Consider the following 22,758-nt stretch of genomic DNA (forward strand, 5'->3'; position numbering starts at 1 on the left):
TCTAGTCTCCGGAAAAGGAAGGGTCTTCGCCGGCCAGGAAGGCGCGCACGCCTTCTCTGTGGTCCCGGCTTTCGGCATAGGAGAAATAATCGCGATACTCGTCCTCGGTCAAGGCGGCGCCGTTGGCGAGCCTGGCGGACAAGCGCTTGTTGATGCGGGCGGCCAGCGGCGCGCCCTGGGCGATACGGTCGGCGCTGCGGCGGGCCGCCTCGGCCACCTGGCCGTCGTCGACGATACGGGTCAGCAGCCCCAGTCCGCGCGCCTCTTCGGCGCCGAATACGCGGCCTTCCAGCAGGATGGCCAGCGTCGCGGCCCGGCCGGCCAGCGCCAGCAGGCCGCGCATTTCATCGGGCGCCATGGGAAAGCCCAGCCGGTTGATGGGCACACCGAAGCGGGCCGACGCGCCGGCGATGCGCACGTCGCACTGGCTGGCGATTTCCAGCCCGCCGCCCACGCAAACGCCCTCGATCTGCGCAATGACCGGTTGCGGGCACTGCGCCACGGCCTGCAGGGCGGGCGCCAGGATCTCGCGGTGGTAGCGCTGCACGCCGGCCATGTCGGCGCGCACGGCAGGAAACTCGCGGATGTCTGCGCCAGCGGCGAAGTTGCCCCCTTCGCCGCGCACGATCACGCAGCGCAAGGCGTCCTCCTGCGCGATGCGCGTAAAGACCTCGCGCAGTTCGCGCCACATGCCCACCGTGATCGCGTTCAGGCGCCCCGGGTGCGATAGCGTCACCCAGGCCAGCGGCCCCTCGCGCTCAAACCGCACCTGGCCGTGGCCAGCCACGTTCTCCGTCATGTCCCCTGCCCTTGTTGTGGTTGATATTGTCTGCCGCCGTGTTTCCGGCGGTCAGGCCACGCGCCCCACGCCGCGGCTGATCTGCGGCTTGCCGTCGTTCAGGCGCTGAAGATTCGTGTCCAGCTCGTCCAGGTCGTACAGGTAATTGACCATCATGGCGCAGGACTGCTTGAGCCCCTTGGGCGACGTGTCCGCAGCCCAGTTCAGGCGCTCGATGCGCGCGCCGTTGCCCAGGTGAAAGCGCGCCACCGCGTCCACCGGCAGCCCGTTCTTCATGGATTGCAGATAGGTGGCGGCCAGGCGGAAGCCCGCGCGCTTGACCACGTCGGACGTCTGGCCCTGCGCGGCCTTGGCCAGGCGCGCAACCCAGCGCTGCCCGTCCGGCACGCCTGCGCGCTTGCTGTCCTTGGCGCGCGTCTTGTCTTCGCGCACGATGGCCTCCACCGCTGCCGCATCCAGCTTGCCCAGCCAGTCGGTGAATCCCGGAATGGGCGACAAGGTGGCGAACGCCTTCAACTTGGGCAGTTCTTCGAGCAACTGCTCGACCACACGCTTGAGCAGGAAGTTGCCGAAGCTGATGCCCTTCAGGCCGGGCTGCGTGTTGGAGATGGAATAGAAAATCGCCCAGCGCGCCTTGTCCAGGTCCTGCGGCGGCAGGGTGCTGTCCAGCAGCACCTGCACGTTGTCGGCCATCTGGCTGGCGAAGGCCACTTCCACGAAGATCAGCGGCACGCCCGGCATCTGCGGGTGGAAGTACGCATAGCAGCGGCGGTCGGGCGCCACGCGGTGGCGCAGGTCGTCCCAGGATTTGATCTCGTGGACCGCCTCGTAGAGGATCAACTTTTCCAACAGCGACGCCGGCGAATCCCAGGTCAGCGGACGCAGTTCCAGCAGGCCCACGTCAAACCAGGCCGAGAGCAGCCCTTCCAATTCCTTGTCCAGCGCCTGGATGCCCGCCACCTGCTTGCGCCAGCGCAGCATGTCCGCGCGCAGGTCGACCAGGAAACGCAATCCCTGGGGCTGGGCGTTGAACCGCTTGAACAGGCGCACGCCTTCGCCGCCATCGCCGGCGTAGGTTGCGCGGATCTGCGCCAGCGCGGCCAGCATCAGCCGGCGGTCCTTGCCGTCGGCGGCGGTGTATTGCTCGCACCAGCGGCGCGCCAGCTTGTTGGCGGCGACGTCGGTCAGGCGGGCCTCGAACAGGCGCCGCACTTCGGATTCGCTGGGCAGGCGTCCGCGGTCCCACAGCCGTCCCAGCCGCGTGATGAGGCTGGCGCTTTCGGCCGCGGCGGCGGCGTCGACGAGGTCGGCTTCGGGCTCAGGCGTGCGTGCGCCGCGCGCGGGCGCGAGATTGGCGTGTGCGGACATGGGCGGGCTCCTCGATAACGATGGGATCGGACGGCGCCGCATCGGCGGCGTCTTCGTTGCTTAGTGCGCGCAGCGCTTCAAGCTGGCGCATCAAGTGCGTGTGCGCCAGTGCCTGCGCGGCGTCGGGGTCGTGGGCCTTCAGGGCCTCGAAGATGGCGAGATGTTCGGCGCAGGATTCGTCGATGCGGCCGGGCCGCGACAGGCTGCGATGGCGCGACAGGCTCAGGACCTTGCGCAGGTTGCCCACCATGTCGGACAGCCATTGGTTGCCGGCCAGGGCCTGCACGGCCTCGTGGATCAGGTAATTGGTCTTGTAGTAAGCGTCGATGCGCCCCGCCTTGGCGTGACCCGCCAGCGCGGCATGCAGCGGTTCCAGCTCGGCGAGCTGCGCGTCGCTGGCCTTGCGCGCCGCCTCGAAGGCGCAGCGCCCTTCCAGCATGGCCATCAGCGGGAAGATGTCTTCAAGGTCCTGCAAGGACAGCTCATTGACGAAGCAACCGCGCCGCGGTTCCAGCCGGACCAGGCCTTCGGTGGCCAGCACCTTCAGGGCCTCACGCAAGGGCGTACGCGAAATGCCCATTTCGCCGGCCAGCCGCAATTCGTCGATCCATTCGCCGTTTCGGAGCGCACGCGCATGAATCATGCCGCGCAGGCGGTCCGCGACTTCCAGGTACAAGGCTTGCCGGACGATGGGATGGCTCATGCTCATGGGCTGACGGCGCGGGTGACGCCGTAATTCATAATTATGAATAAGGCCATGATAGACCTGGGCGGGAAGAAAGGTAAACCCCGGGCGCCTCGGTACCTTCCCTAACAGGAAGCTGACAATCCGGGATTAAGACGCCAACCCAGAACCCGTGATACTGAAAATCGGGCGGAAGTAGGACTGAATTAAGACCGCAGCCGGTCCGATCGCGCCTACCATCTCGGCGTCCTGTCACCGAAATATTCAGCCCACGTGAAGATGTCTAACCTAAAGCTAAAGCGGCACGGCGACCTGAACCAGATCATGGCGCTCGTTCAACTGCTGGCAAACGGTCGAAAAGACATTGACGAAGGACGCGTCATCCCCGCGGCAGACGTGTTCGCGCAACTTGAGGCGATGGACCGGGCCGATCGGAATGAGCCGGACGATGGGCCTCCTGCGGCCGGTCGCCCGCTGCGGCCCTGAAAGCCATCAAAAATGCAGAACCCCGTCGACCGCATGGCGCGTCAGTGAGCGCGCCCACCGGCGCGCCGGCAGCCCGTACTTGCTCTCCACCACCTCCGCGCGGGCCAGCAGCTCCGCCGGCGTGATTGCCAGGCGCGGGCCGGAAAAGGCCAGGACGATCTGGTTGCCAGCTTCGACTTCGGGCAGCAGCACGATGCGGTCCTCGAACGCCTTGGACAGGTTGTCGATGTTCTTGCCAAAGCTTTCATGACGGCCGAACAGGTTCACGGCCAGGATGCCGACCTCGCCCAGCACGCGGCGGCAGTCGCGGTAGAACTTCACGCTGTCGCGCACCGGTCCTTCAGCGGCGGCGTCGTACAGGTCGACCATCAATACGGGGCAACGGCCGGCGTTGAGCGGATCGGCCACCCACGCGCCAGCGTCGGCATGTTCGACCTGCAGCCGGTTGGCGCCGGGCAGGCGGAAGAACATGTGGCAGGCGGCGGTCACGCGCGGATTCCATTCCACCGCCAGTAGCGGGCCGCGCGTGTGCTTGGCGCAAAAGCGCGCGAGCGACCCGGCGCCCAGGCCCAGCATGCCGATGGCCTCTTCCTTGGGCGGTTCCAGGAACAGCAGCCAGGCCATCATCTGGGCGGTGTACTCCAGCACCAGGTCGGCCGGGCGCTTGATGTGCATCGCGCCCTGCACCCATTCGGTGTTGAAGTGCAGATAGCGCACGCCGTCCACTTCGGAAAGCGTGGGCTGGTCGAGTTCGGAGGGAAAGTTGGATTTATGCATGGGCGCGATTGTAGGCCCGCCGCCCCGGGGCCGGCGGCTACGCTGCGGTTTCCCAGATGCGCTCCAGCAGGTCCGGGCCGGACACGTCGGACTCCAGGCTGGCCGACAGACGCAGGACGCGCTTGAGGTACAGGTGCGCGTCGCACTCCCAGGTCACGCCCAGCGCGCCGTGCGCCTGGATCGCGTTCTGGGCGGCGCGCCGGCTGGCCTGCACGGCCAGCAGCGGCGCAAACAGGACATCGCGCGGCGCGGACGGCGCGCGCGCATCCATCGAGACCGCCGCCGCCCAGCCTGCCAGGCGCGCATCGTCCAGGCCCATCCAATCTTCGGCCAGACGGTGCTTGATGGCCTGATTGGCGCCGATGGCGCGGCCGAACTGCTGGCGTTCACGCGCATACGCCGCGGCCATGTCCAGCGCCGCGGACGCCGCGCCCAGCATCTCGGCCGAGCGCAGCAGGCGCAGCCGCGTGCGCATCAGATCCCACGTCCCTGGATCGACCGTCACTTCCATGCTTTCCACGATCTCGGGATGGGCCGCCATCGCAACGGGCATGGTCGGATCCAGGCCCGCCGCACCGGCAACGGGCGCCAGCAGGTCCACCCGCAGGACGGTGGCCGCCTGCGCGCGCACGGCCAGCGCACGCACGTCGCCGCCCGCGCCTTCGATGAAGGCCGAGCCGTCCGGGCGCAGGTCGGCATCGGCGTACCAGGTCTCGCCCGCCATCATGGGATCGGCCCACCGCGCCACCCCGCCGCCCGCGTCGCACAGGGTCGGCAGCCGCGCCATGTTGGCCGCCAGCGGCAGGCTCAGCAGATGCCTGCCCGCCTCCTCGGCCACGATCCAGGCCTCTTGCATGCCCAGGCCAAGTCCGCCGTGCGCTTGCGGCGCCAACAAGGCGGGCCAGCCCTGATCGGCCAGTTCGCGCCACAGCGCCTGGCGCGCGGGCGTGTCGTGGTTCGCTGCGGCACGCGACACGGCGGCCGGGTGGCGCTGCGAGAGAAAGCGCTGGGCGGCATCGCGCAACATGCGCTGGTCTTCGCTGAGGTGCAGATTCATGGAACGTCAGGCCTTGGGCAGGCCGAGCATCTGCTCGGCAATGATGTTGCGCTGGATTTCGGAGGTGCCGGCCAGGATGGTTTCGGCGCGCGACCAGAGATAGGCGTGCGTGAGTTGCGCCGCGCCCGCCTCGGCCGCATCCGGCCCCAGGCAGGCGTCCTCGCCCAGCAACTGCAGGGACAGTTCGAGCAGGCGCTGGTGCGCCTCGCTCCAGTGGATCTTGGTGGACGATCCTTCGGGTCCGGGCGGATCGCCCCGCATCGCGCCCGCCAGCGCGCGCTGCGACTTGAGCGCCAGCACATGGCTGTCCGCCGCCAGGCGCGCCCAGCGGTGGCGCACCGAGGCCGACGCCGCCGGCACGCGGCCGCGCGCGTCCGGGCGCAGCGCTAGCTCGCGCACCTGACGCAATTCCTGCGCGAAGCGCACCAGGCGCGGGATGAAGTACGTGCCGCGCTCGAAGCTGGCCGCCGCCATCGCGATCCGCCAACCCTGGTTCAGTTCCCCCAGCAGCGCGTCCGAGGGCACGAACACGTCCTCGAAAAACACCTCGCAGAATTCAGCCTCGCCCGTGATCTGCCGGATGGGCTCGACCCGCACGCCCGGGCTGCGCATGTCCACCAACAGGAAGCTCAGGCCCTTGTGCCGGGCCGCATCGGGGTCGGTACGCGCCAGCACGAAGCACCACTGGGCCCGGTCCGCGAAGGACGTCCAGATCTTGTGGCCGTTCAGGCGAAAGCCGCCCGGCGCCGGTTCGGCCCGCGTGCGCACGGCGGCCAGGTCCGAGCCCGCGCCCGGCTCGGAATACCCCTGGCACCACACCTCGCGGTTCGAAAGAATGCCCGGCAGAAAGCGCCGCTTCTGCGCCTCGCTGCCGAAATGCAGCAGGGTAGGCGCCAGGATGCCGTGGCCGATCAGGTTCACGCCCAGCGGCGCGCCGCAACGCGCGTGCTCTTCGTGAAAGACGGCCTGGCGCGACAGCGGCAGCGCCTTGCCGCCGTAGGCCACAGGCCAGCCCAACCCGGACCAGCCATGGGCGCACAGCGTGTCTTCCCAGGCGCGCCGGTAGTCCAGGTTGCGCGGATCGGCGCCGCCCGGCCAGGCGCGCGCGAAATCGGCGTAGGCCGTGTCGAGCCAGCGGCGCAGGTCCAGGCGGAAGGCCTGATCTTCCCGCGCCCCGCCATTCTGCTCTGCACAGGCCCGCCCTGCATCCGCCGGCGCGAATGTTTGCTGCATCGTCATGCGCTCACTCCAGGCGGATGTTCGAATCGCGCGCCACCTTGGCCCACGTCGCCACGTCCTGCTGGAGGAAGGCGCCGAAGGCTTTCGGATCGCTGCCAATGATGTCCAGCCCCAGGCCCACGAACTGCGCCTTCACCTCCGGCTGCTGCAAGATCTGCGCAAGATTCTGGTAGAGCTTGTCGATCACGGGCTGGGGCGTACGCGCAGGCGCCACCAGACCCAGCCACGGCATGGCCGAATAGCCCGGCAGGCCGGAGGCGGCCACCGTGGGCAGTTCGGGCACCGACGCCGAGGGCTTGGCCGTCGTGACCGCCAGGGCGCGCAGCTTGCCGTCCTTGACGAAGGGCCCGGACGAAGCCCACGCGTCGAACATCACCTGCAGGCGCCCCGCCACCAGGTCGTTCAGCGCCGGCGCGCTGCCCTTATAGGGGATGTGCGCCATCTGGACACCGGCCATGCTGTTGAAGAGTTCGGCTTCCAGATGCGTGGAACTCCCCGTGCCCACCGAGCCGTAGCTCACCTTGCCCGGGTTGGCCTTCAGATAGGCGATCAGCTCGCCCACGTTCTTGGCCGGCACCGACGGATGCACGCCCAGCACGTGCACCACGGACGCCACCTGCGTGACCGGCGCGAAATCCTTGATCGGGTCGTAATTCACTTTGGGGTAGATGCTGGGCGCGATGCCCAGCGACGACGCGGCCATCAGCAAGGTGTAGCCATCCGGCTCGGCGCGCGACACGTAGTCCGACGCGATCATGGTGCCGCCCCCTGGCTTGTTCTCCACGATCACCGGCTGGCCGAGCTTGCCGCTCAGCTTTTCCGCCAGCAGGCGGCTCATGATGTCGGTCGCGCCGCCTGGCGAGAACGGCACCACGATACGCACGGGGCGGCTCGGATAATTGTCCTGGGCCTGGGCAGCGCCCGTGGCGCCAAAGCAGGCCAGTGCGACGCCGGCCAGTATTGTCTTGATCATGCTTGTCTCCTCCTGGGATTTGCGCGGTCGCGCTACGGGGTTGCGGGCAGGATCAGCGCGTCCAGCACCGCGACGCCCTGCCCCGCCTCTTTGATCAGCAATGGATTCACTTCTATCTGCGACACCTGCGCCGGCGCGGCGAGCAAGGCGTTGCCGACGGCCACGATGCTTCTGCAGGCCGCCGCCAGGTCGCCCCGGGGCTTGCCCCGGAACCCATCCAGCAGCGCGAACGCCTTGAGCTCCCGCAACATCTCCAAGGCGATGTCCTCGTCCACCGGCAAGAGGCGGTGGCTGGTGTCCTGGTAGATCTCGGTCAGCACGCCGCCCAGGCCCACCGTCAACACCGGGCCGAAGACGGGGTCGCGCGTGGCGCCGACGATGATCTCCGCGACGCCGCACTCCATCTTCTGCACCAGCACGCCGTCGATGCGCGCATCGGGCTGCGCGCGCGACGCGGCCTCGGTCACCTGGGCATACGCGCCGCGCACCGCCTGCTCGTCCGCCAGATTCAGCGCCACGCCGCCCGCTTCGGTCTTGTGGGCGATGTCGGGGCTCAGGACCTTCAGCGCCACCGGATATCCGGCGCGGCGCGCGCCGCGCACGGCCTCGTCCGCGCTGTGCGCCACGTCGGCCGCGGCCTCGGGCAGGCCGCAGGCGGCCACATAGGCGCGGGCCTGCGCTTCGTTGCACGGCAGGCCGGGCGCGGACGCGGCCGTGACGGCGGGCAGGGCCGCCTGCCGTTTGTCCCCGCGCGCGGCGCGCCACAACAGATAAGGCGCCAATGCCTCCACCGCCTGGCCCAGATCCTCGAACACCGCCACCTCGGCCTCGCGCAGCGCGGCGCGGCTTTGCGCCAGGCCGGTATCGATCGCGACGAAAAGTCGCCGATGCTGGCGCGAGGCCTCGGCCAAGGCATCGGCCATGCGGTCCAGCATGTAGCCGGGCGCGTACACCACCACGGCGTCAATCGCGGCGGACGTGGCCAGCGCCTGCAGCACGGTGCGCACAAAGGCCGGATCGTTGACCACATTGCCGGTCACGTCCACCGGATTGCCGACCATGCCGTAATCGGGAATGCCGCCGCGCAGAATGTCCTGCAGATCGGGCGGCAGGTCCGGCAGCGCCAGCCCGGCGCCGATGAACTTGTCCGCCAGGATCGCCCCCAGGGCGCCGGACATCGTCAGCACCACCACGCGCTTGCCGGCCGTGCGGTGCCGCAGCGTCGCCAGGCTGGCCAGGTGCGCCATCTGCGCAAAATCGTGGGCCTCGATGACATTCAGTTGGCGAAAGGCCGCCGCGTACACCCGGCGGTCGCCGGCCAGCGCCGACGTGTGCGACTGCACGGCCTGCGCCCCCTTGTCCGTGGCCCCGGCCTTCAATGCGATCAGCAGCTTTCCCTGGCGCTCCAGCTCGCGGCAGGCGCGCACGAACCGGTCGCCGTCGCGCAGTTGTTCGATATAGCCCAGCACGATCTGCGTCTGCGGATCGGCCGCCAGGTATTCCAGGTACTGCGAAAAGTCGATGCAGGCTTCGTTGCCCGTGTTGATGAAGTGGGAGAACGGCAATCCCAACCGGCGGGCGATGGCATACACCGCCGCGCACACGTTGCCGCTCTGGGTGAGCAGACTGACCGACCCGGGCCCCGCCTGAGCAGGCGCGGTCTTGAAGACGGAGGCGAATGCGGTGTGGGCCTGCGTGTTCAGGTTTGCAAAACCCATGCAATTGGGCCCCGCCACCGCCATGCCGCTTTCCGCCACGAAGGCCTCCAGCTCGTCCTGCAGGCGCGCGCCCTCGCCACCGGCTTCGGCAAAACCGGCGGCGTAGACGATAGCCGCGCGGATGCCCTTGGCGTGGCAGCGCCGCAGCATCGGCGTCACGTCGGCCGCGCCAATCGCCAGCACCGCCAGATCCACCGCGTCGGGCACGGCTTCGATGTCGGGCCAGCAACGCAGGCCGAAGACTTCCTGGTACTTCGGATTGACCGGATAGATGCCGCCCTTGAAGCCGAATCGGGTCAGCAGGTCCAATGGCATGCCGCCGATGCGGCCCGGGTTGGAACTGGCGCCGATCATGGCGATCGATCGGGGGTTCAGCAAAGGATCGAGGCGGGCGATCATGCGGCGTCGCCCTTGTTGCCGCCAGCCGGGCTCGCGTCGCCTGGCGCCCCCTCGACGAGCGGCGCGCCCGCATCCCGCGCGGGCAGATCCTTGTTCCGTTGGATGGCCTGCGCCAGGCCGCGCTGGCGCACCGCCTGGAATTCTTCGCTCAGGTGGGACAACTGATGCGTGTCGAAGTGCGCCGACAGTGCCGTGCGAAAGCCCTGCGCGTCGGCGGTGCGATTGAGCGACCGCTTGATCAGACGCAGGCCGAAAGGCGGCGCCTGCGCGATGCGCTGCGCCAGCGCCAGCGTCGCGGCGTCCAGCTCCGCATCGGGCACGACCCGGTTCACCATGCCGATGCGCAAGGCCTCCTGCGCATCGACCTTTTCGCCGGTGTAGAGCATTTCCTTGGCCTTGCGCAGCCCCATCACCCACGGATGGATCAGCACTTCAGTGGCGGCGGCAGCCAGCGTGTGGCCCACGGGATCGGAGAAGTACGCGGTGTCCGAACACACCACCAGATCGCACATGTTGGCGATCATGAAGCCGCCCGCCACGCAGGCGCCCTGCACCTGCGCCACGGTGGGTTTGGGGAAATCCCAAATGCGCAGACAGTAGCCGTAGTAGCGGCGGGATTCGTACTCCCAGCGTTCTTCGACCGTGAAGTCGGCCCGTTTGGCCTGCGCTTCCTTCAGGTCGTGACCCGCCGAAAAATGCGCCCCGCGGCCGGCCAGGACGACCACCCGCACGGCGTCGTCCTGCTCGGCCCGCGACAGGGCGTCGTCCAGCTCGTCCAGCATCTGCTGGCTCTGCGCGTTGCGCGCGGATTCACGGGCCAGGCTGATGCGGCATACCGCGTCGTGCCGTTCGACGGCCAGGGTGGCGTATTGCATGGTCTCCTCGTCCTTGTCATGCCGCGCCATCGAATGCGGCGCGATCCCATGCATTGAATTAACGCACCTCAAATCCTAAACTACAAAATATTCATGGACTTTTTCCCACAATATGAACAACCCATCACCGACCGCTGGAACCCAGAGCATGCGGCGCGCGCTTGGCCTGTTGCGTGTGCTGGCGCAGCACCAGGAAGACGGCATCGATCTGCAGGGCGTCATGGCGGCCACCGGGCTGGAACGCTCCACCGCCCACCGCCTGCTCAGTTGCCTTCTGGAAGAGCAGTTCGCGGAACGCGACCGCGCCACCCGCCGATATCGGCTGGGCGTGGATTCGATGCAATTGGGATTTGCCGCCTTGCGGCGCACGCCGCTGCTGGACGCCCTGCGTCCGTTCGCGCAAAAACTCGCGCGTCTTTCCGGCGATACCGTGTTCCTCGTGATCCGCCAGGGCGATTACGCGCTGTGCCTGCTGCGCGAGGCCGGTTCGTTCCCGGTCAAGGTCTTTACCATCGACCAGGGCGAGCGCCGGCTGCTCGGCGTGGGCGCGGGCGGGCTGGCGCTGATGGCAGCCCTGCCGGATGAAGAGATCGCCGCACTCTACGCGCGGCATGCGGCCAGCTACGCACACATCCGCGTCTCCAGCCCGGCGCTAATGAAGGCGGTCCGGCAGACCCGCAGCGCAGGCTACTCGGAGATCGTGGACACCATCACGCCAGGCGTGTCGGGCGTGGGCGTGGCGTTTCCGGTGTCGGAGCTGACCTGGGTCGCGTTCAGTTTCGGCGCGATCAGCAGCCGGCTCGACGCCCCGCGGCGGGCGCAGATGGGCGCCTTGCTGCACGCAGAATGCCAGGCCTGGGCCAAGGACTACCTGGGCCAGGACGCCCAATGAAAAACCCGCGAGCCCCCGGCGTTGCCGGGACCTCGCGGGGCGATGCGCGCCGGGCGGATCAGATCCGCTCGAAGATCGCGGCGATGCCCTGGCCGCCGCCGATACACATGGTCACCAGCGCATAGCGCCCGCCCACGCGCTGCAGCTCGTGCAGGGCCTTGGTGGCAATGATGGCGCCGGTGGCGCCGATCGGGTGGCCCAGGCCAATGCCGCTGCCGTTGGGGTTCACCTTGGCCGGGTCCAGCTTCAGTTCGCGCGACACGGCGCACGCCTGCGCGGCGAATGCTTCATTGGCTTCGATGACGTCAAGCTGGTCGACGGTCAGGCCGGCCCGCTTGAGCGCGGCCTGCGTGGCCGGCACGGGGCCGATGCCCATGATGTCGGGGTCCACGCCCGCATGCGCGTAAGCCACCAGGCGCGCCAGCGGCTTGACGCCGCGCTTGGCCGCCACCGACGCGTTCATCAGGACCAGCGCGCCCGCGCCATCGTTCAGCCCGGATGCGTTGCCTGCCGTGACCGAGCCGTTTTCCTTCTGGAACACGGGCTTGAGGGTGGCCAGCGTGTCGACCGTGACGTCGCGGCGCACGTGCTCGTCGGTGTCGAACACGATCTCGCCCTTGCGCGACTTGATCTTGACCGGCACGATCTGGTCGCGGAAGTAGCCCGCGTCGATCGCCGCGGCGGCGCGTCGATGCGATTCGGCGGCCATGGCGTCCTGGTCCTGGCGATTGATGCCGAAACGGGCCGCCACGTTCTCGGCCGTGACGCCCATGTGCATCTTGCCGAACGGATCGGACAGCGCGCCAGTCATCATGTCCAGCATGACGCTGTCGCCCATCCGCGCGCCCCAGCGCTGGGCCGGCGCGATGTACGGCGCGCGGCTCATGCTTTCGGCGCCCGCGCCCACCGCGATGTCGGCGTCGCCCAGCATGATCGTCTGCGCCGCGGACACAATGGCCTGCAGCCCCGAGCCGCACAAGCGGTTGACGTTGAAGGCGGGGGTTTCCTTGGAGATGCCGGCGTTCATGGCGGCCACGCGCGAGAGATACATGTCGCGCGGCTCCGTGTTGATGACGTGGCCGACGGCGACGTGGCCCACCTCATCGCCCGAGACGCCCGCGCGCTCGAGCGCGGCCTTGATGACGGTGGCGCCCAGATCGCAGGGCGGCACGTCTTTGAGCGCGCCCCCGAAATCCCCGATCGCGGTGCGGACGGCCGAAGCAACGATGACTTCATTCATGGTGTTTCCTCCTTGTGGTGCGTTTCGTATGGTGCAATGCATTCGATGACGTGCATTCCATCATACTGCCCGCCCCTTGCGCGTCGGCCTCATCCTTGCGGCTTGCGCGCGGCGCGGCGCGCGATGAACTGGTCCACGGCGTCGGCGTGCGCCTGCGTCTTGTGGGCCAGCGCCTGATAGGCCGCCGACAGTTCCAGCAAGGTGTCCAGCCGCACATGCTGGCTTTCGCGCAGCAGCCGCTTGGTCAGCCGCACCGCGTCCGGCGAATTGGCCGCCATGCGCGCCGCCAGCGCATGCGCGGCGGGCAGCAGCTCGCCCGACGGCACCACGCGCGATACAAGCCCCCATTGCAGCGCCGTGGCCGCATCGATCGCGTCGCCGGTAAAGGACATCTCCGCCGCGCGCGCCTGCCCGATCAGCCGCGGCAGGAACCAGGCGCCGCCGTCGCCCGGCACGATGCCCAGCTTGACGAAGCTTTCCGCAAACGTGGCCTCCTGCGCCGCGATGCGCACATCGCACATGCACGCCAGGTCGCAGCCCGCGCCGATGGCCGGGCCGTTCACCGCGGCGATGGTCGGCACCTCCAGCGCGTACAGCGCCAGCGGCAGGCGCTGGATGCCGTGACGGTATTCCTGGCGCAGCGCCGCGCTGCCCACCTCGGGGCCGATCTGCCGCTGCATGTCCTTGACGTTCCCGCCCGACGAAAACACGCTGCCCGCGGCGGTGATGATCAGCACGCGCACCGAGTCATCACGCTCGATGCGCGCGAATTCGGCCAGCAGTTCATCGACCATGGCGCTGCCCGTGAGCGCGTTGCGGGTCGCCGGATCATTCAAGGTCAGGGTGACCACCCCGTCGGCGCTCTGTTCAACCTGTACCAGCTCTGCCATGCCTGCTCCTTCTTCAATCGCAACAATCACTGTTTCGGGATGCCGGCGCGCTGGGCGGCCTCATCCCATTTGCGGATCTCCTGGCGCTGGAACTCGCCCAGCTCCTTGGGGCCCACCGGAAACACCTCCCAGTTGGTGCGCGCCAGGAACTCGGCGGCGTCGGGCGTGCGATAGATCGCCAGCAAGGTGTCGGCCAGCGCATCGATGATGGGCGCGGGCGTTTTGGCCGGCGCGAAGGCGGCCGTCCAGTTCACCATGTAGTAGCCCGGAAAGCCCGATTCCTGCAAGGTCGGCGTGTCGGGCGAACTTTTCAGCCGGCTGTCCCCGGTGACGGCCAGCAGCCGCATCCGCCCGCTCTGCACGAAGGGGATCACGGCGCCATAGTCCGCGAACACGAAGTCCACCTGCCCGCCCGCCAGGTCGGTCAGCGCGGGCGCCGCGCCGCGATACGGCACGTGGTTGGCCTTGACGCCGCCCATCGACAGGAACAGCTCCGTGGCGATCTGGTACGAGGCGCTGCCGCTGCCATAGTTCAACGCCCCCGGCCGCTGGCGGGCGGCCTCGACCAGGTCCTTCACCGACTGGTAGGGCGCGTCGGACTTCACCGCCAGCGCCATCGCGCCATAGCCCAGCCGCGCCACGGGCGCGAAATCCTTGACCGGGTCGTAGGGCAGGTTCTTGTACATGGCGGCGTTCGTGGCCACCGGCGAATTGCTGGCCAGCAGCAGCGTGTAGCCGTCGGCCGGCGCCGTGGCCACGGCCTGCGCGGCGATGAAACTGTTGCCGCCGGGCCGGTTCTCCACCGTGACCGCCACGCCCAGCTTTTCCTCCATCTTCCTGGCCACATAGCGCGCGTTGCTGTCCGTCCCGCTGCCCGGCGGGAACGACACGATCAGCCGGATCGGCTTGTCGGGGTAGGCGGCCAGCGCCACCGTTGCGGGCTGCGCCAGCCACACGGCGCCTGCCAGCGCCGCCAGGCGTATCACCTTGTTCATGCTGTCTCCTTTGTTGTGTGCCGCCCGGTCCGCGCGGGGCGCGGCAGGGCGTGGCATGAAGCGTAGGCACGCAGGCAGGTGACGTCTAATATTAATTTTTGCGCGGGTGATATCCCTGCCGTATCGGCGCCCCGCCGCGCCCCTGGGCGCCGCCGTCGATACGAAACACATATCGCAAATCCAAAAAATAATATTGGACAGCTTTCAGCGCGCTCCCGGATAGTGAGCCCCGGCGCCTGTCGCGGCGCCTTTGTCCGACCCGGAGCGCCCGATGATCGATACGCTGGAACTCACCGCCATTCCCCCCGAGGACGAAGCCTTGCGCGCCGAGGTGCGCGCCTTCCTGGCCGATACGCTGGACGGCCTGGAACCCGACGAACGCGCCCGCTCGTGGATGGGCTTCGACGCGGGCTTCAGCCGCCAGCTTGCCGAGCGCGGCTGGCTGGGACTGACGCTGCCGCGCGAATACGGCGGCGCGGCGCGCGGCCACTTCGCGCGCTTCGTGCTGTCCGAGGAACTGCTGGGCGCGGGCGCCCCCGTGTCCGCCCACTGGATCGCCGACCGCCAGAGCGCGCCGCTCATCCTGAAATACGGCACGCCAGCGCAAAAGGATTTCTACCTGCCGCGCATCTGCGCCGCGCAGGCGTTCTTCTGCATCGGCATGAGCGAACCGGGCTCCGGCTCGGACCTGGCCAGCATCCGCACGCGGGCCACGCCCGTGTCCGGCGGCTGGCGCCTGAACGGCAGCAAGATCTGGACCACCAACGCGCACCGCTCCCACTACATGATCGCGCTCGTGCGCACGTCGGGCACCGCCGACGACCGGCACCAGGGCCTGTCGCAGGTCATCGTGGACCTGTCGCTGCCCGGCGTGTCGGTGCGCCCGATCGAGGACCTGGCGGGCGACGCGCATTTTTCCGAGGTCTTTTTCGACGATGTCGCGCTGGCCCCCGATGCGCTCATCGGCGAGGAAGGCGCGGGCTGGGCGCAGGTCAATGCGGAGCTGGCCTTTGAACGCAGCGGACCCGAGCGCCTGTACTCCAGCATCGCGCTGCTGGAATGCTGGCTGGCGCACTGCCGCGACCGCGATGCCGGCGCCGATGCAACCAGCCACGCCGCGCTGGGCAGCATCCTGTCGCAGATGGCGGTGTTGCGCGCCATGTCGCTGGCGGTGGCGGGCAAGCTGGCGGCGGGCCTCAGCCCCGCCACGGAAGCCTCGCTGGTGAAGGACCTGGGCACCGAGCTGGAACAGGCCATCCCCCGCCTCATCGGCGATACGCTGGGGCGGCATCCGCAGCGGCCCGTGCCCTTGCCGCTCTTGCGCACGCTGGCGTACCTGGACCAGGTGGCGCCGACGTTCTCGCTGCGCGGCGGCACCCGTGAAATCCTGCGCGGCATCATCGCCCGCGGCCTTGGCCTTCGATAAGGACGACCTTCATGGACAACATTTTTGGCGACGCCGCCGAACGCCTCTTCGCCCAGACCTGCACGCCGGACGTGATCCGCGGCGCCGAGCAGGGCCAGCCGCAGGCCGCCGCCTGGCAGGCCTGCGAGGACGCCGGCTTCGCGGATGCGCTGGTGCCTGAGGAACAGGGCGGCGCCGGACTGGGCCTGGCAGACGCCCTGCCCATCGTGCTGGCGGCCGGCCGGCACCTGTGCCCCTATCCAATCGCCCACACCCTGCTGGCCCGCGCCTGGCTCGCCCGCGCGCGGCGGCCGCAGGCGTCGGGCGCCATCGCGCTCGCCCCGCACGGGCTCGCGATCGACGGCCAGCGCATCGCCGGCCTCAGCGTGCCCTGGGCACGCTGCGCCGATTACGTGCTGGCCGGCATCGATGGCCAGGCCTGGCTGCTGCCCATGCAGGCCGCGCGCGTGGAGCCCGACGGGGTGCACGGCAGCCTGGACGCGCAGGTTTCCTGGGCGCGGGCCGATGCCGAGCGCATCGACGGCGCCGCGCCGCTGGACACGCTGGCGGCGGCCGCCTGCGCGGGCCTCATCGCCGGCGCCATGGATCGGGTGCTGACGATGACGCTGGACTACGCCAACCAGCGCGCCCAGTTCGGCAAGCCCATCGGACGCTTCCAGGCGGTGCAGCAACAGATCAGCGTCATGGCCGAACAGGTGTGGGCCGCGCGCATGGCGGCGCAACTGGCCTTCCAGGGCGAGGACGGCCTGCCGCGCCCCCTGCTCGCGGCGCTGGGCAAGGCCCGCGCCAGCCAGGCCGTACCGCCGGTCGCCGACATCGCGCACGCCGTGCACGGCGCCATCGGCGTCACCGAGGAATACGACTTGCAGCTCTACACGCGCCGGTTGCGTGCATGGCGTCTTGCGGCCGGATCGGAATCCCATTGGCACGAACGCATCGGCGCCGATGCCCTGGCCAGCAACGCGGACGCGCTGACCTACCTGCGCACGACGCTGTACGCCAAGGAAGCGCAATGAGGGCGGAGATAGGTGACGAAATGCGCGACGAGATGGGCCTGAACATCGGCGCGGACCTGGGCCAGGACCTGAGCCAGGACCCGCGCGGCTACCTGCCGCTGTCCGGCGTCCGCGTGCTGGACCTGAGCCGCGTGCTGGCCGGTCCCTGGTGCACCCAGACGCTGGCCGACCTGGGCGCCGAAATCTGGAAGATCGAAGCGCCCGGCCAGGGCGACGACACGCGCGGCTGGTCGCCGCCCGACGTCGATGGCGAATCCACCTACTTCATGTGCGCCAACCGCAGCAAGGCGTCGATCGCCGTCAACCTGAAGCATCCGGAAGGCCAGCGCCTCGTGCGCGAGCTGGCGCGCGAGGCCGACGTGCTCGTCGAGAACTACCGGCTCGGCGCCCTGGACGCCTTTGGCCTGGGCTATGAAGACCTGTCGGCGCTCAACCCGGGCCTCGTGTATTGCTCGATCAGCGGCTACGGCAGGACCGGGCCGCGCGCGGGCGAGCCGGGTTACGACTTCGTGATCCAGGCCGAAAGCGGACTGATGTCGATCACCGGCGAGCCGGGCGGCGCGCCGATGAAGCTGGGCGTGGCCATCACGGACCTCGTGACCGGCATGAACGGCGTACAGGCGATCCTGGCCGCCCTGCTGGCGCGTGCGCGCAGCGGGCGCGGGCAGCACATCGACCTGGCGCTGCTGGACGGCGCGGTGTCCGTGCTGGCCAATGTCGGCGCGGGCTATCTGGCCGCGGGTCAGACGCCGCGCCGGCTGGGCAACGCGCACCCCACGGTCGTGCCCTACCAGATCTTCGCGACCCGCGACGGCTCGTTCGCCCTGGCGGTGGGCAACGATGCGCAGTTCGCCCGGCTTTGCGACCTGGTCGGCCGGCCGGAATGGCGCGACGATCCGGCCTATGCCACCAGCCGCGCGCGCGTGCTGAACCGCGAGCGGCTGATCCCGGACCTCGAACGCATCTTCGCCGGCGAGGACACCGCGCATTGGCTGCGGACCGTGCGCGCGGCCGGCATTCCCGCCGGCGCGGTGCGCAGCGTGGACGAGGCGCTAGATGCCCCCGAGATCACCGCGCGCGGGCTGGTGGCCGACACGCCGGACGCCCGCCATGGCACGCTGCGCCTGTTGCGCTCGCCCCTGCGCCTGCTCGGCACGCCGCCGCGCGACCCGGCCGCGCCGCCGCGCCTGGGCGAACACACCGACGCGGTGCTGGCCCGCGTGCTGGCCCTGGACGACGCCGCGCTGGACCGCCTGCGCGCGCAAGGCGCCATCGCCTGACCCGATCGGGATCCGCCGCCCCGCCGTATCATGCGGCGTCTTCCCCGCCTGGACTTCCGCCATGGATTTGCGCCATCTCCAGCAGTTCCTCGTCCTTGCCGAAACGCTGAACTTCCATCGCGCCGCGGAAAAACTGCATATGTCGCAGCCGCCGCTGTCGGTGTCGATCCGCAAGCTCGAAGCGCAGGTGGGCGCGGCGCTGTTCGTGCGCGGCCGCCAGGGCGTCAAGCTCACGGAGGCCGGGCTGGCCGCGCTGGATGAAGCGCGCCGCGCCCTCTTCCATGCCGAGCAGTTCCGGCTTGCCGCCCGCGCCGGGGCCGCAGGCGAAGGCGGCACGGTGCGCATCGGATTCGTGGGGTCGGCCACGCACGACGTGCTGCCGCGCATCCTGCCGCGCTTTCGCGAACGCTATCCGGGCGTCACGGTGGTGCTGCGCGAGGCCACATCGATCCGCATCATGCAGGAACTGGAGGAAGACACGCTGGAAGTCGGCATCGTGCGCGTGCCGGTGGCGATGGGATCGAGCGTGCGGCTGTCGCCGCTGACGACCGAGACCTTCGCGCTCGCCGTGCCCAAAGCGCACCCGCTGGCGCGGCGCAGCCGCGTGCGCCTGACCGATCTGGCGCAGGAGCCGTTCATCATGTACACGGCCACCGAAGCCGCGGGACTGCGCATGGCGGCGATCAATGCCTGCCAGTTGCGTGGATTCACCCCGCGCATCACGCAGGAGGCGGTACAGGTGCAGACCCTGCTCAGCCTGGTCGAGAGCGGACTGGGCGTGGCGCTGGTGCCCGCGGGGGGCCGGCGCCATCCCGGCACCGGCGTGGTCTACAAGGCGCTCGCCGACTTCCCCGCCGGGGCGTCCATCGGCATTTCGCTGGCCTGGAATCCCGCCACCGAGCGCAGCGCCACGCGCAATCTGCGCGAAATGGCCGGGCTGGCGTTTCGCGACAAAAACCCGAAATAGCCGCCCCGCTTGCGGCAATGCCGCGGGCAGGCTTAGGATGGAGCATGGTCACGCGGCGGCAACCGGCCGGATTTCCGGTCCGGCGCCGGGGCGGACGTTCGAACCTCGTCACCGATTCGGGAGCACATCGTGAAGACAGTTGCTGAGCTTCTCAGGGAAAAAGCCAATCACGCCGTCGTGACGGTGTCGCCGGACTCGTCGGTGTTCGACGCCGTCAAGACGATGGCCGACCGCAGCATCGGGGCGGTGGTGGTGGTGGAAGGCGAGGTGGTGCTGGGCATGCTGACCGAACGCGATTACGCGCGCAAGATCGTGCTGCAGGACCGGTCATCGCGCACGACCAAGGTGCGCGACATCATGACCGACTCGGTGTATTACGTCAGCCCCACGGATACGCGGGAACACTGTATGGCCATGATGACCGAACGGCACTTTCGCCATCTTCCGGTCATCGAGAACGACAAGCTCATCGGCCTGCTGTCCATTGGCGACCTGGTCAAGGACGTGATGAGCGAGCAGAAATTCATCATCCACGAACTCGAGCGCTACATCACGGGCGAACGCGGCTGACGGGGTGTTGCCTGGCGTGTTGCCTGCATGAAGGCCGGCGGCGGACGCCTCTGCGCGTCCCGCCGGGCTGCGCCGCACCTAGCCCGCCGTCAAGATCCTCGACGCCGGCACGATCAGGCCCAGGCCAGCGGCCAGCAGCAGGAAGAACACCATGCGCTTGACGGTCTTCATCGAATTCTCGGTGCTGTAGCGCCGCGCAAACCACGTCACCCCGATCACGATCGGCAGCGCCTGCAGGCTAAGCCAAAACGATGACGCCGTGAAAGCCCCCTGCCCCGTCACCAGCGCCAGGCGCACTGTGGCGTTGAGCGAGAACAGGATGAGCAGGCTGTTGCGGATGGTGGCCAGCGGCAGCGGCTGGCGGTACAGGTGATAGACCATGGGCGGGCCGGCGCTGGAAAAAAGGCCGCCCAGCACCCCCGACACGCCGCCGAAGAACACGCTGGAAGCGCGGGAGGAAAGCTGCGCCAGCGGCTCGGTGCGGGCCACGAGCAAAATGGCGCAAGCCAGGATGGTGATGCCCAGGAGCAACTGCAGCAGCACCGCCATGGACCCGCTGATCCACGTCAACGCGGCCACGCCCACCCCGACACCCGCCAGGCTGCTGATCGCGGCGGGCGTCAGCAAGGACCAGTTCACCTGCGGCCGGGCGCGCAGCAGCGTCACGGCGGCGTTTGCCAGCGACAGCACGCTGACCACGTTGGCCACTTCGGACACGGTGGCAAGCTGGAACACACCCGACAGGCCCAGCAGCACCAGGCCGAACGCAAAGCCGGTCATCGTCTGCGCATAGGTGGCAAGCGCCACGCAAGCCAGAAACAGCAGATGTTGATAGATGCTCATGCGGGGGAGCCAGACCTCGGCTCTGCCCGGCTGCGCGCCAGGGCGGCAGTGAGCGGATCGACGGGAGACGGCGTGGTAACGGGTTAACGGGTTAACGGATTTTTGACGCCGGGCATCATAGCACTGGCCGCAGGGGCCGACCGCTAGGCCCCCTTGCCCCCGCGTCGGGGTTGCACGGACGGGGCGATTGCACACATTTAGTCACAAGCTGATGCGCTCCCGCACCGCGTCCACAGCGGGACGCCGCTATCCTTGCCGCCCGGCTAGCCCGACATGCCCGCCCCCGCCGCGCCATCCCGGCCCGCGCCTGGGGACCGCACGCCCGCCCCGCGAGAATGACGCCCAAACAAACCACGATCAACACGGTGACGCTGACCTGCTCCACCTGCGGCAGCGCCCAGTTCACCAAGCTGGACACCAACGAATACCAGTGCAGCCACTGCCACGCGGTCACGCTGGTCGAAGACAACGTCGCGCAGCGGCTGGAAAAGATCCTGCGCAACATCCAGAGGCCGCCTTCCGCGCCCATGAAGCCCATCGCGGTCGCGGCGATCTTGGTGGCGATCGTGGCCGGCGTCCTGGTTCCCCTGGCCGTCGGGTTGCTGGGCTCGCGCCCGACGCCCTCGCCCGGCCGCAGCGCGGAACCGCCCATCGACGCCGCGCGGGTCAAGCTGACCGACGTCCAGGAAATCAAGGCGCGCGGCCGCACGCAACTGGTCATGATGGTACGCAACGAGACCGGCCGGAAGATCGACGTGCCGCGCGTCACGGCGTCGTTCTTCCAGGGCGACCTGTCGCTGGCGACGGTATCCGGCTCGGCGCCCGCCCGCTCGCTGGAGCCGGGCGAATACACCCCCATGACGATCGCCGCGCCCGCCAAGGCGTTCAGCCGCTACGACCTGCAGGTCGGCACGCCGTCGCCCGCCCGCGGCAGGAACAATGACGTGGCCGCCAGCAAGGTGCAACTGGTCCGCAATGACGGCACTTACCGTCTGGTCGGCCTGATTCGCAACCGGGGGTCCAGCCCGGCCGGCAGCACGCAGATCACCGTGATGCTGTACGGCGCCGACGGCAGGCTGATCGGCACGGGCAACGGCTACGCCACGGCCAGCCCCCTGGCCCCGGACGCGCTGACGTCCTTCGACGTGCGCTGCGAGATGCTGCGCGACGGCGAGGTGGCCTCCTACGACTACATGGTGCAAAGTGAAAGCTGACCAGAACGCTGCCCCCGGCACGACCCGGCGCCTGGCGCGGCCCGCCATGGCCGGCCTGGCGCTGATCCTGTTTGCCGCCGGCGGATACGCCGCCTGGAAGTACACGGCACTCGGGCCCGCGCGCCAGCCGTCCGGGGCCGCGGTCACGGCCAGCACCGCGCCGCCGGCGGTCGAGCCGCCCGCCAGCCGCATCGTGCGCGTCAGCCCCGCCAATACGCGCGTCATCGACCACGTGCGCCTGACCACCGAAGAGCTGCTGGACCCGGATTTCGCCCTGTTCGATGCCGGCGCGCTCAAGCTGTCGGCGCCGCGCCGGCTGCTCGACGAAATCGAGCGTCCGGTCCTGTATGCCGAACTGGTCAACACCAGCGACCGGTACGTTGCCCTGTCGCCCCGCGCCGAGATCGCGGTGTTCGACGGGTCGCGCCAGCTCGACCTGCGCCAGTCCTGGTCCCTGCCCACCCACCTGTACCCCGGCGAGCGCGTGCCGGTGGCGCTGACCGGGCGCGTGGAACGCTATTCGGAAGTCAAGACGAACTGGCTGCCGGCCAAGCGCGCCGCCCTGCCCGGCCCCAGGCCCGCGCTTGCCGTGACGGTGGAAAACACCGAGGCCGGCATCGGCACCGGCACGCTGAACTTCAGCTACCGCTTCCGTTACAAGTACGTGACCGTCCACGGCCGGGTTCGCAACGACAGCGCCGACGACGTCGACACCGTGCGCGTGTGGGTCAGCCTGTACGACGCCCAGGACCAGATCACGGGCGCCACGTTCAAGGAGCTGCGGCTGCCGCGCCTGCCGCCCGGCGACAGCGCGCCCTTCGAGGTCGACGTCAAGCAGTACGGGGGCAATTTCGCCCGCGTAGGCGTGGTCTACGACGCCAGCACGCCCTGAGCGGCCGGCCGCCCCCAACCGGTCAGGACGCCCGGATCCCCCGGCAGCCCGCGCGGCCGCCGTTTTGCGCGGCACCTCTGCGGCCGCGCCGTCGCCCCCGAGCAACAGCGGGAACGAGCAAGTCTTATATAAGATATAAGACATTTGCTTGCCGCCC

General features: G+C 69.1%; 22 protein-coding genes. 9 read left to right on the forward strand and 13 right to left on the reverse strand.

Annotated features, from left to right (window positions below; all coding sequences use genetic code 11):
* Position 1: 1 nt before the first annotated feature.
* The 3 genes from BMW75_RS18610 to BMW75_RS18620 are packed head-to-tail and all read right to left on the reverse strand — an operon-like array spanning position 2 to position 2,870.
* Positions 2-799 (reverse strand): enoyl-CoA hydratase/isomerase family protein, encoded by a 798-nt coding sequence (locus tag BMW75_RS18610; RefSeq protein ID WP_092581350.1) that lies wholly within the window; start codon positions 797-799, stop codon positions 2-4.
* 51 nt (positions 800-850) lie between these two features.
* Positions 851-2,167 (reverse strand): malonyl-CoA decarboxylase domain-containing protein, encoded by a 1,317-nt coding sequence (locus tag BMW75_RS18615; RefSeq protein WP_175493221.1) that lies wholly within the window; start codon positions 2,165-2,167, stop codon positions 851-853.
* Positions 2,118-2,870 carry a GntR family transcriptional regulator gene (locus BMW75_RS18620; RefSeq protein WP_092581451.1) on the reverse strand — a complete coding sequence of 251 codons (753 nt, stop codon included), beginning with the start codon at positions 2,868-2,870 and terminating at the stop codon, positions 2,118-2,120. The genes BMW75_RS18615 and BMW75_RS18620 overlap by 50 nt, the downstream gene beginning before the upstream one ends.
* A gap of 261 nt (positions 2,871-3,131) precedes the next feature.
* On the opposite strand from BMW75_RS18620, the gene BMW75_RS18625 reads away from it, so the two are divergent.
* Positions 3,132-3,338, forward strand: a complete 207-nt coding sequence (locus tag BMW75_RS18625; RefSeq protein ID WP_092581351.1) for a hypothetical protein — start codon at positions 3,132-3,134, stop codon at positions 3,336-3,338.
* Positions 3,339-3,344: 6 nt separating this feature from the next.
* Here the strand turns inward: BMW75_RS18625 and BMW75_RS18630 are convergent, their stop codons facing one another.
* From BMW75_RS18630 to BMW75_RS18655, 6 genes are read right to left on the reverse strand one after another with little or no spacing between them, the layout of a single operon-like run.
* Positions 3,345-4,115 (reverse strand): class I SAM-dependent methyltransferase, encoded by a 771-nt coding sequence (locus BMW75_RS18630; protein WP_092581352.1) that lies wholly within the window; start codon positions 4,113-4,115, stop codon positions 3,345-3,347.
* Between the two features lie 37 nt (positions 4,116-4,152).
* Entirely contained in the window at positions 4,153-5,172 is a 1,020-nt protein-coding gene (locus tag BMW75_RS18635; protein WP_092581353.1) for an acyl-CoA dehydrogenase family protein, read from the reverse strand.
* A gap of 6 nt (positions 5,173-5,178) precedes the next feature.
* The gene (locus BMW75_RS18640; RefSeq protein WP_254792067.1) at positions 5,179-6,405 is read right to left on the reverse strand and encodes an acyl-CoA dehydrogenase family protein; all 1,227 of its coding nucleotides are present in this window, start codon (positions 6,403-6,405) and stop codon (positions 5,179-5,181) included.
* 10 nt (positions 6,406-6,415) lie between these two features.
* The gene (locus BMW75_RS18645) at positions 6,416-7,384 is read right to left on the reverse strand and encodes a Bug family tripartite tricarboxylate transporter substrate binding protein (protein WP_092581355.1); all 969 of its coding nucleotides are present in this window, start codon (positions 7,382-7,384) and stop codon (positions 6,416-6,418) included.
* 32 nt (positions 7,385-7,416) lie between these two features.
* Positions 7,417-9,501 (reverse strand): acetate--CoA ligase family protein, encoded by a 2,085-nt coding sequence (locus tag BMW75_RS18650; RefSeq protein ID WP_092581356.1) that lies wholly within the window; start codon positions 9,499-9,501, stop codon positions 7,417-7,419.
* Positions 9,498-10,376 (reverse strand): enoyl-CoA hydratase, encoded by an 879-nt coding sequence (locus BMW75_RS18655; protein ID WP_254792063.1) that lies wholly within the window; start codon positions 10,374-10,376, stop codon positions 9,498-9,500. Before BMW75_RS18655 ends, BMW75_RS18650 begins: the two co-directional genes overlap by 4 nt.
* A 148-nt stretch (positions 10,377-10,524) precedes the next feature.
* On the opposite strand from BMW75_RS18655, the gene BMW75_RS18660 reads away from it, so the two are divergent.
* The gene (locus tag BMW75_RS18660; RefSeq protein WP_172805880.1) at positions 10,525-11,268 is read left to right on the forward strand and encodes an IclR family transcriptional regulator; all 744 of its coding nucleotides are present in this window, start codon (positions 10,525-10,527) and stop codon (positions 11,266-11,268) included.
* Between the two features lie 58 nt (positions 11,269-11,326).
* Here the strand turns inward: BMW75_RS18660 and bktB are convergent, their stop codons facing one another.
* The 3 genes from bktB to BMW75_RS18675 all read right to left on the reverse strand — a co-directional run bounded on the left by bktB (position 11,327) and on the right by BMW75_RS18675 (position 14,393).
* Entirely contained in the window at positions 11,327-12,508 is a 1,182-nt protein-coding gene (gene bktB / locus BMW75_RS18665; protein ID WP_092581357.1) for a beta-ketothiolase BktB, read from the reverse strand.
* An 89-nt stretch (positions 12,509-12,597) separates the two neighbouring features.
* Positions 12,598-13,398, reverse strand: a complete 801-nt coding sequence (locus BMW75_RS18670) for a crotonase/enoyl-CoA hydratase family protein (RefSeq protein ID WP_076520147.1) — start codon at positions 13,396-13,398, stop codon at positions 12,598-12,600.
* Positions 13,399-13,424: 26 nt separating this feature from the next.
* Entirely contained in the window at positions 13,425-14,393 is a 969-nt protein-coding gene (locus BMW75_RS18675; RefSeq protein ID WP_092581358.1) for a Bug family tripartite tricarboxylate transporter substrate binding protein, read from the reverse strand.
* A 271-nt stretch (positions 14,394-14,664) separates the two neighbouring features.
* Here BMW75_RS18675 and BMW75_RS18680 point away from each other — a divergent pair, with 271 nt between their 5' ends.
* The 5 genes from BMW75_RS18680 (at position 14,665) to BMW75_RS18700 (ending at position 19,652) form a co-directional block, all read left to right on the forward strand.
* Positions 14,665-15,819 carry an acyl-CoA dehydrogenase family protein gene (locus BMW75_RS18680; RefSeq protein ID WP_092581359.1) on the forward strand — a complete coding sequence of 385 codons (1,155 nt, stop codon included), beginning with the start codon at positions 14,665-14,667 and terminating at the stop codon, positions 15,817-15,819.
* Between the two features lie 11 nt (positions 15,820-15,830).
* The gene (locus tag BMW75_RS18685; protein ID WP_092581360.1) at positions 15,831-16,835 is read left to right on the forward strand and encodes an acyl-CoA dehydrogenase family protein; all 1,005 of its coding nucleotides are present in this window, start codon (positions 15,831-15,833) and stop codon (positions 16,833-16,835) included.
* A gap of 20 nt (positions 16,836-16,855) precedes the next feature.
* Positions 16,856-18,115 carry a CaiB/BaiF CoA transferase family protein gene (locus BMW75_RS18690; RefSeq protein WP_254792064.1) on the forward strand — a complete coding sequence of 420 codons (1,260 nt, stop codon included), beginning with the start codon at positions 16,856-16,858 and terminating at the stop codon, positions 18,113-18,115.
* Between the two features lie 61 nt (positions 18,116-18,176).
* Complete coding sequence (locus BMW75_RS18695) at positions 18,177-19,082, forward strand: LysR family transcriptional regulator (protein WP_076520143.1); 906 nt, start codon at positions 18,177-18,179, stop codon at positions 19,080-19,082.
* A gap of 129 nt (positions 19,083-19,211) precedes the next feature.
* On the forward strand, positions 19,212-19,652 hold the full coding sequence (locus tag BMW75_RS18700; RefSeq protein WP_092581361.1) for a CBS domain-containing protein: 441 nt from the start codon (positions 19,212-19,214) through the stop codon (positions 19,650-19,652).
* Positions 19,653-19,730: 78 nt separating this feature from the next.
* Here BMW75_RS18700 and BMW75_RS18705 read toward each other — a convergent pair whose 3' ends face one another.
* Complete coding sequence (locus tag BMW75_RS18705) at positions 19,731-20,495, reverse strand: TSUP family transporter (protein WP_092581362.1); 765 nt, start codon at positions 20,493-20,495, stop codon at positions 19,731-19,733.
* A gap of 335 nt (positions 20,496-20,830) precedes the next feature.
* Here BMW75_RS18705 and BMW75_RS18710 point away from each other — a divergent pair, with 335 nt between their 5' ends.
* Positions 20,831-21,709 carry an FxLYD domain-containing protein gene (locus BMW75_RS18710; RefSeq protein WP_092581363.1) on the forward strand — a complete coding sequence of 293 codons (879 nt, stop codon included), beginning with the start codon at positions 20,831-20,833 and terminating at the stop codon, positions 21,707-21,709.
* The gene (locus BMW75_RS18715) at positions 21,699-22,601 is read left to right on the forward strand and encodes an FxLYD domain-containing protein (RefSeq protein WP_092581364.1); all 903 of its coding nucleotides are present in this window, start codon (positions 21,699-21,701) and stop codon (positions 22,599-22,601) included. Before BMW75_RS18710 ends, BMW75_RS18715 begins: the two co-directional genes overlap by 11 nt.
* The last annotated feature ends 157 nt before the right edge of the window (positions 22,602-22,758 follow it).

The sequence above is a fragment of the Achromobacter sp. NFACC18-2 genome (assembly GCF_900108985.1).
Taxonomy (GTDB): domain Bacteria; phylum Pseudomonadota; class Gammaproteobacteria; order Burkholderiales; family Burkholderiaceae_B; genus Achromobacter.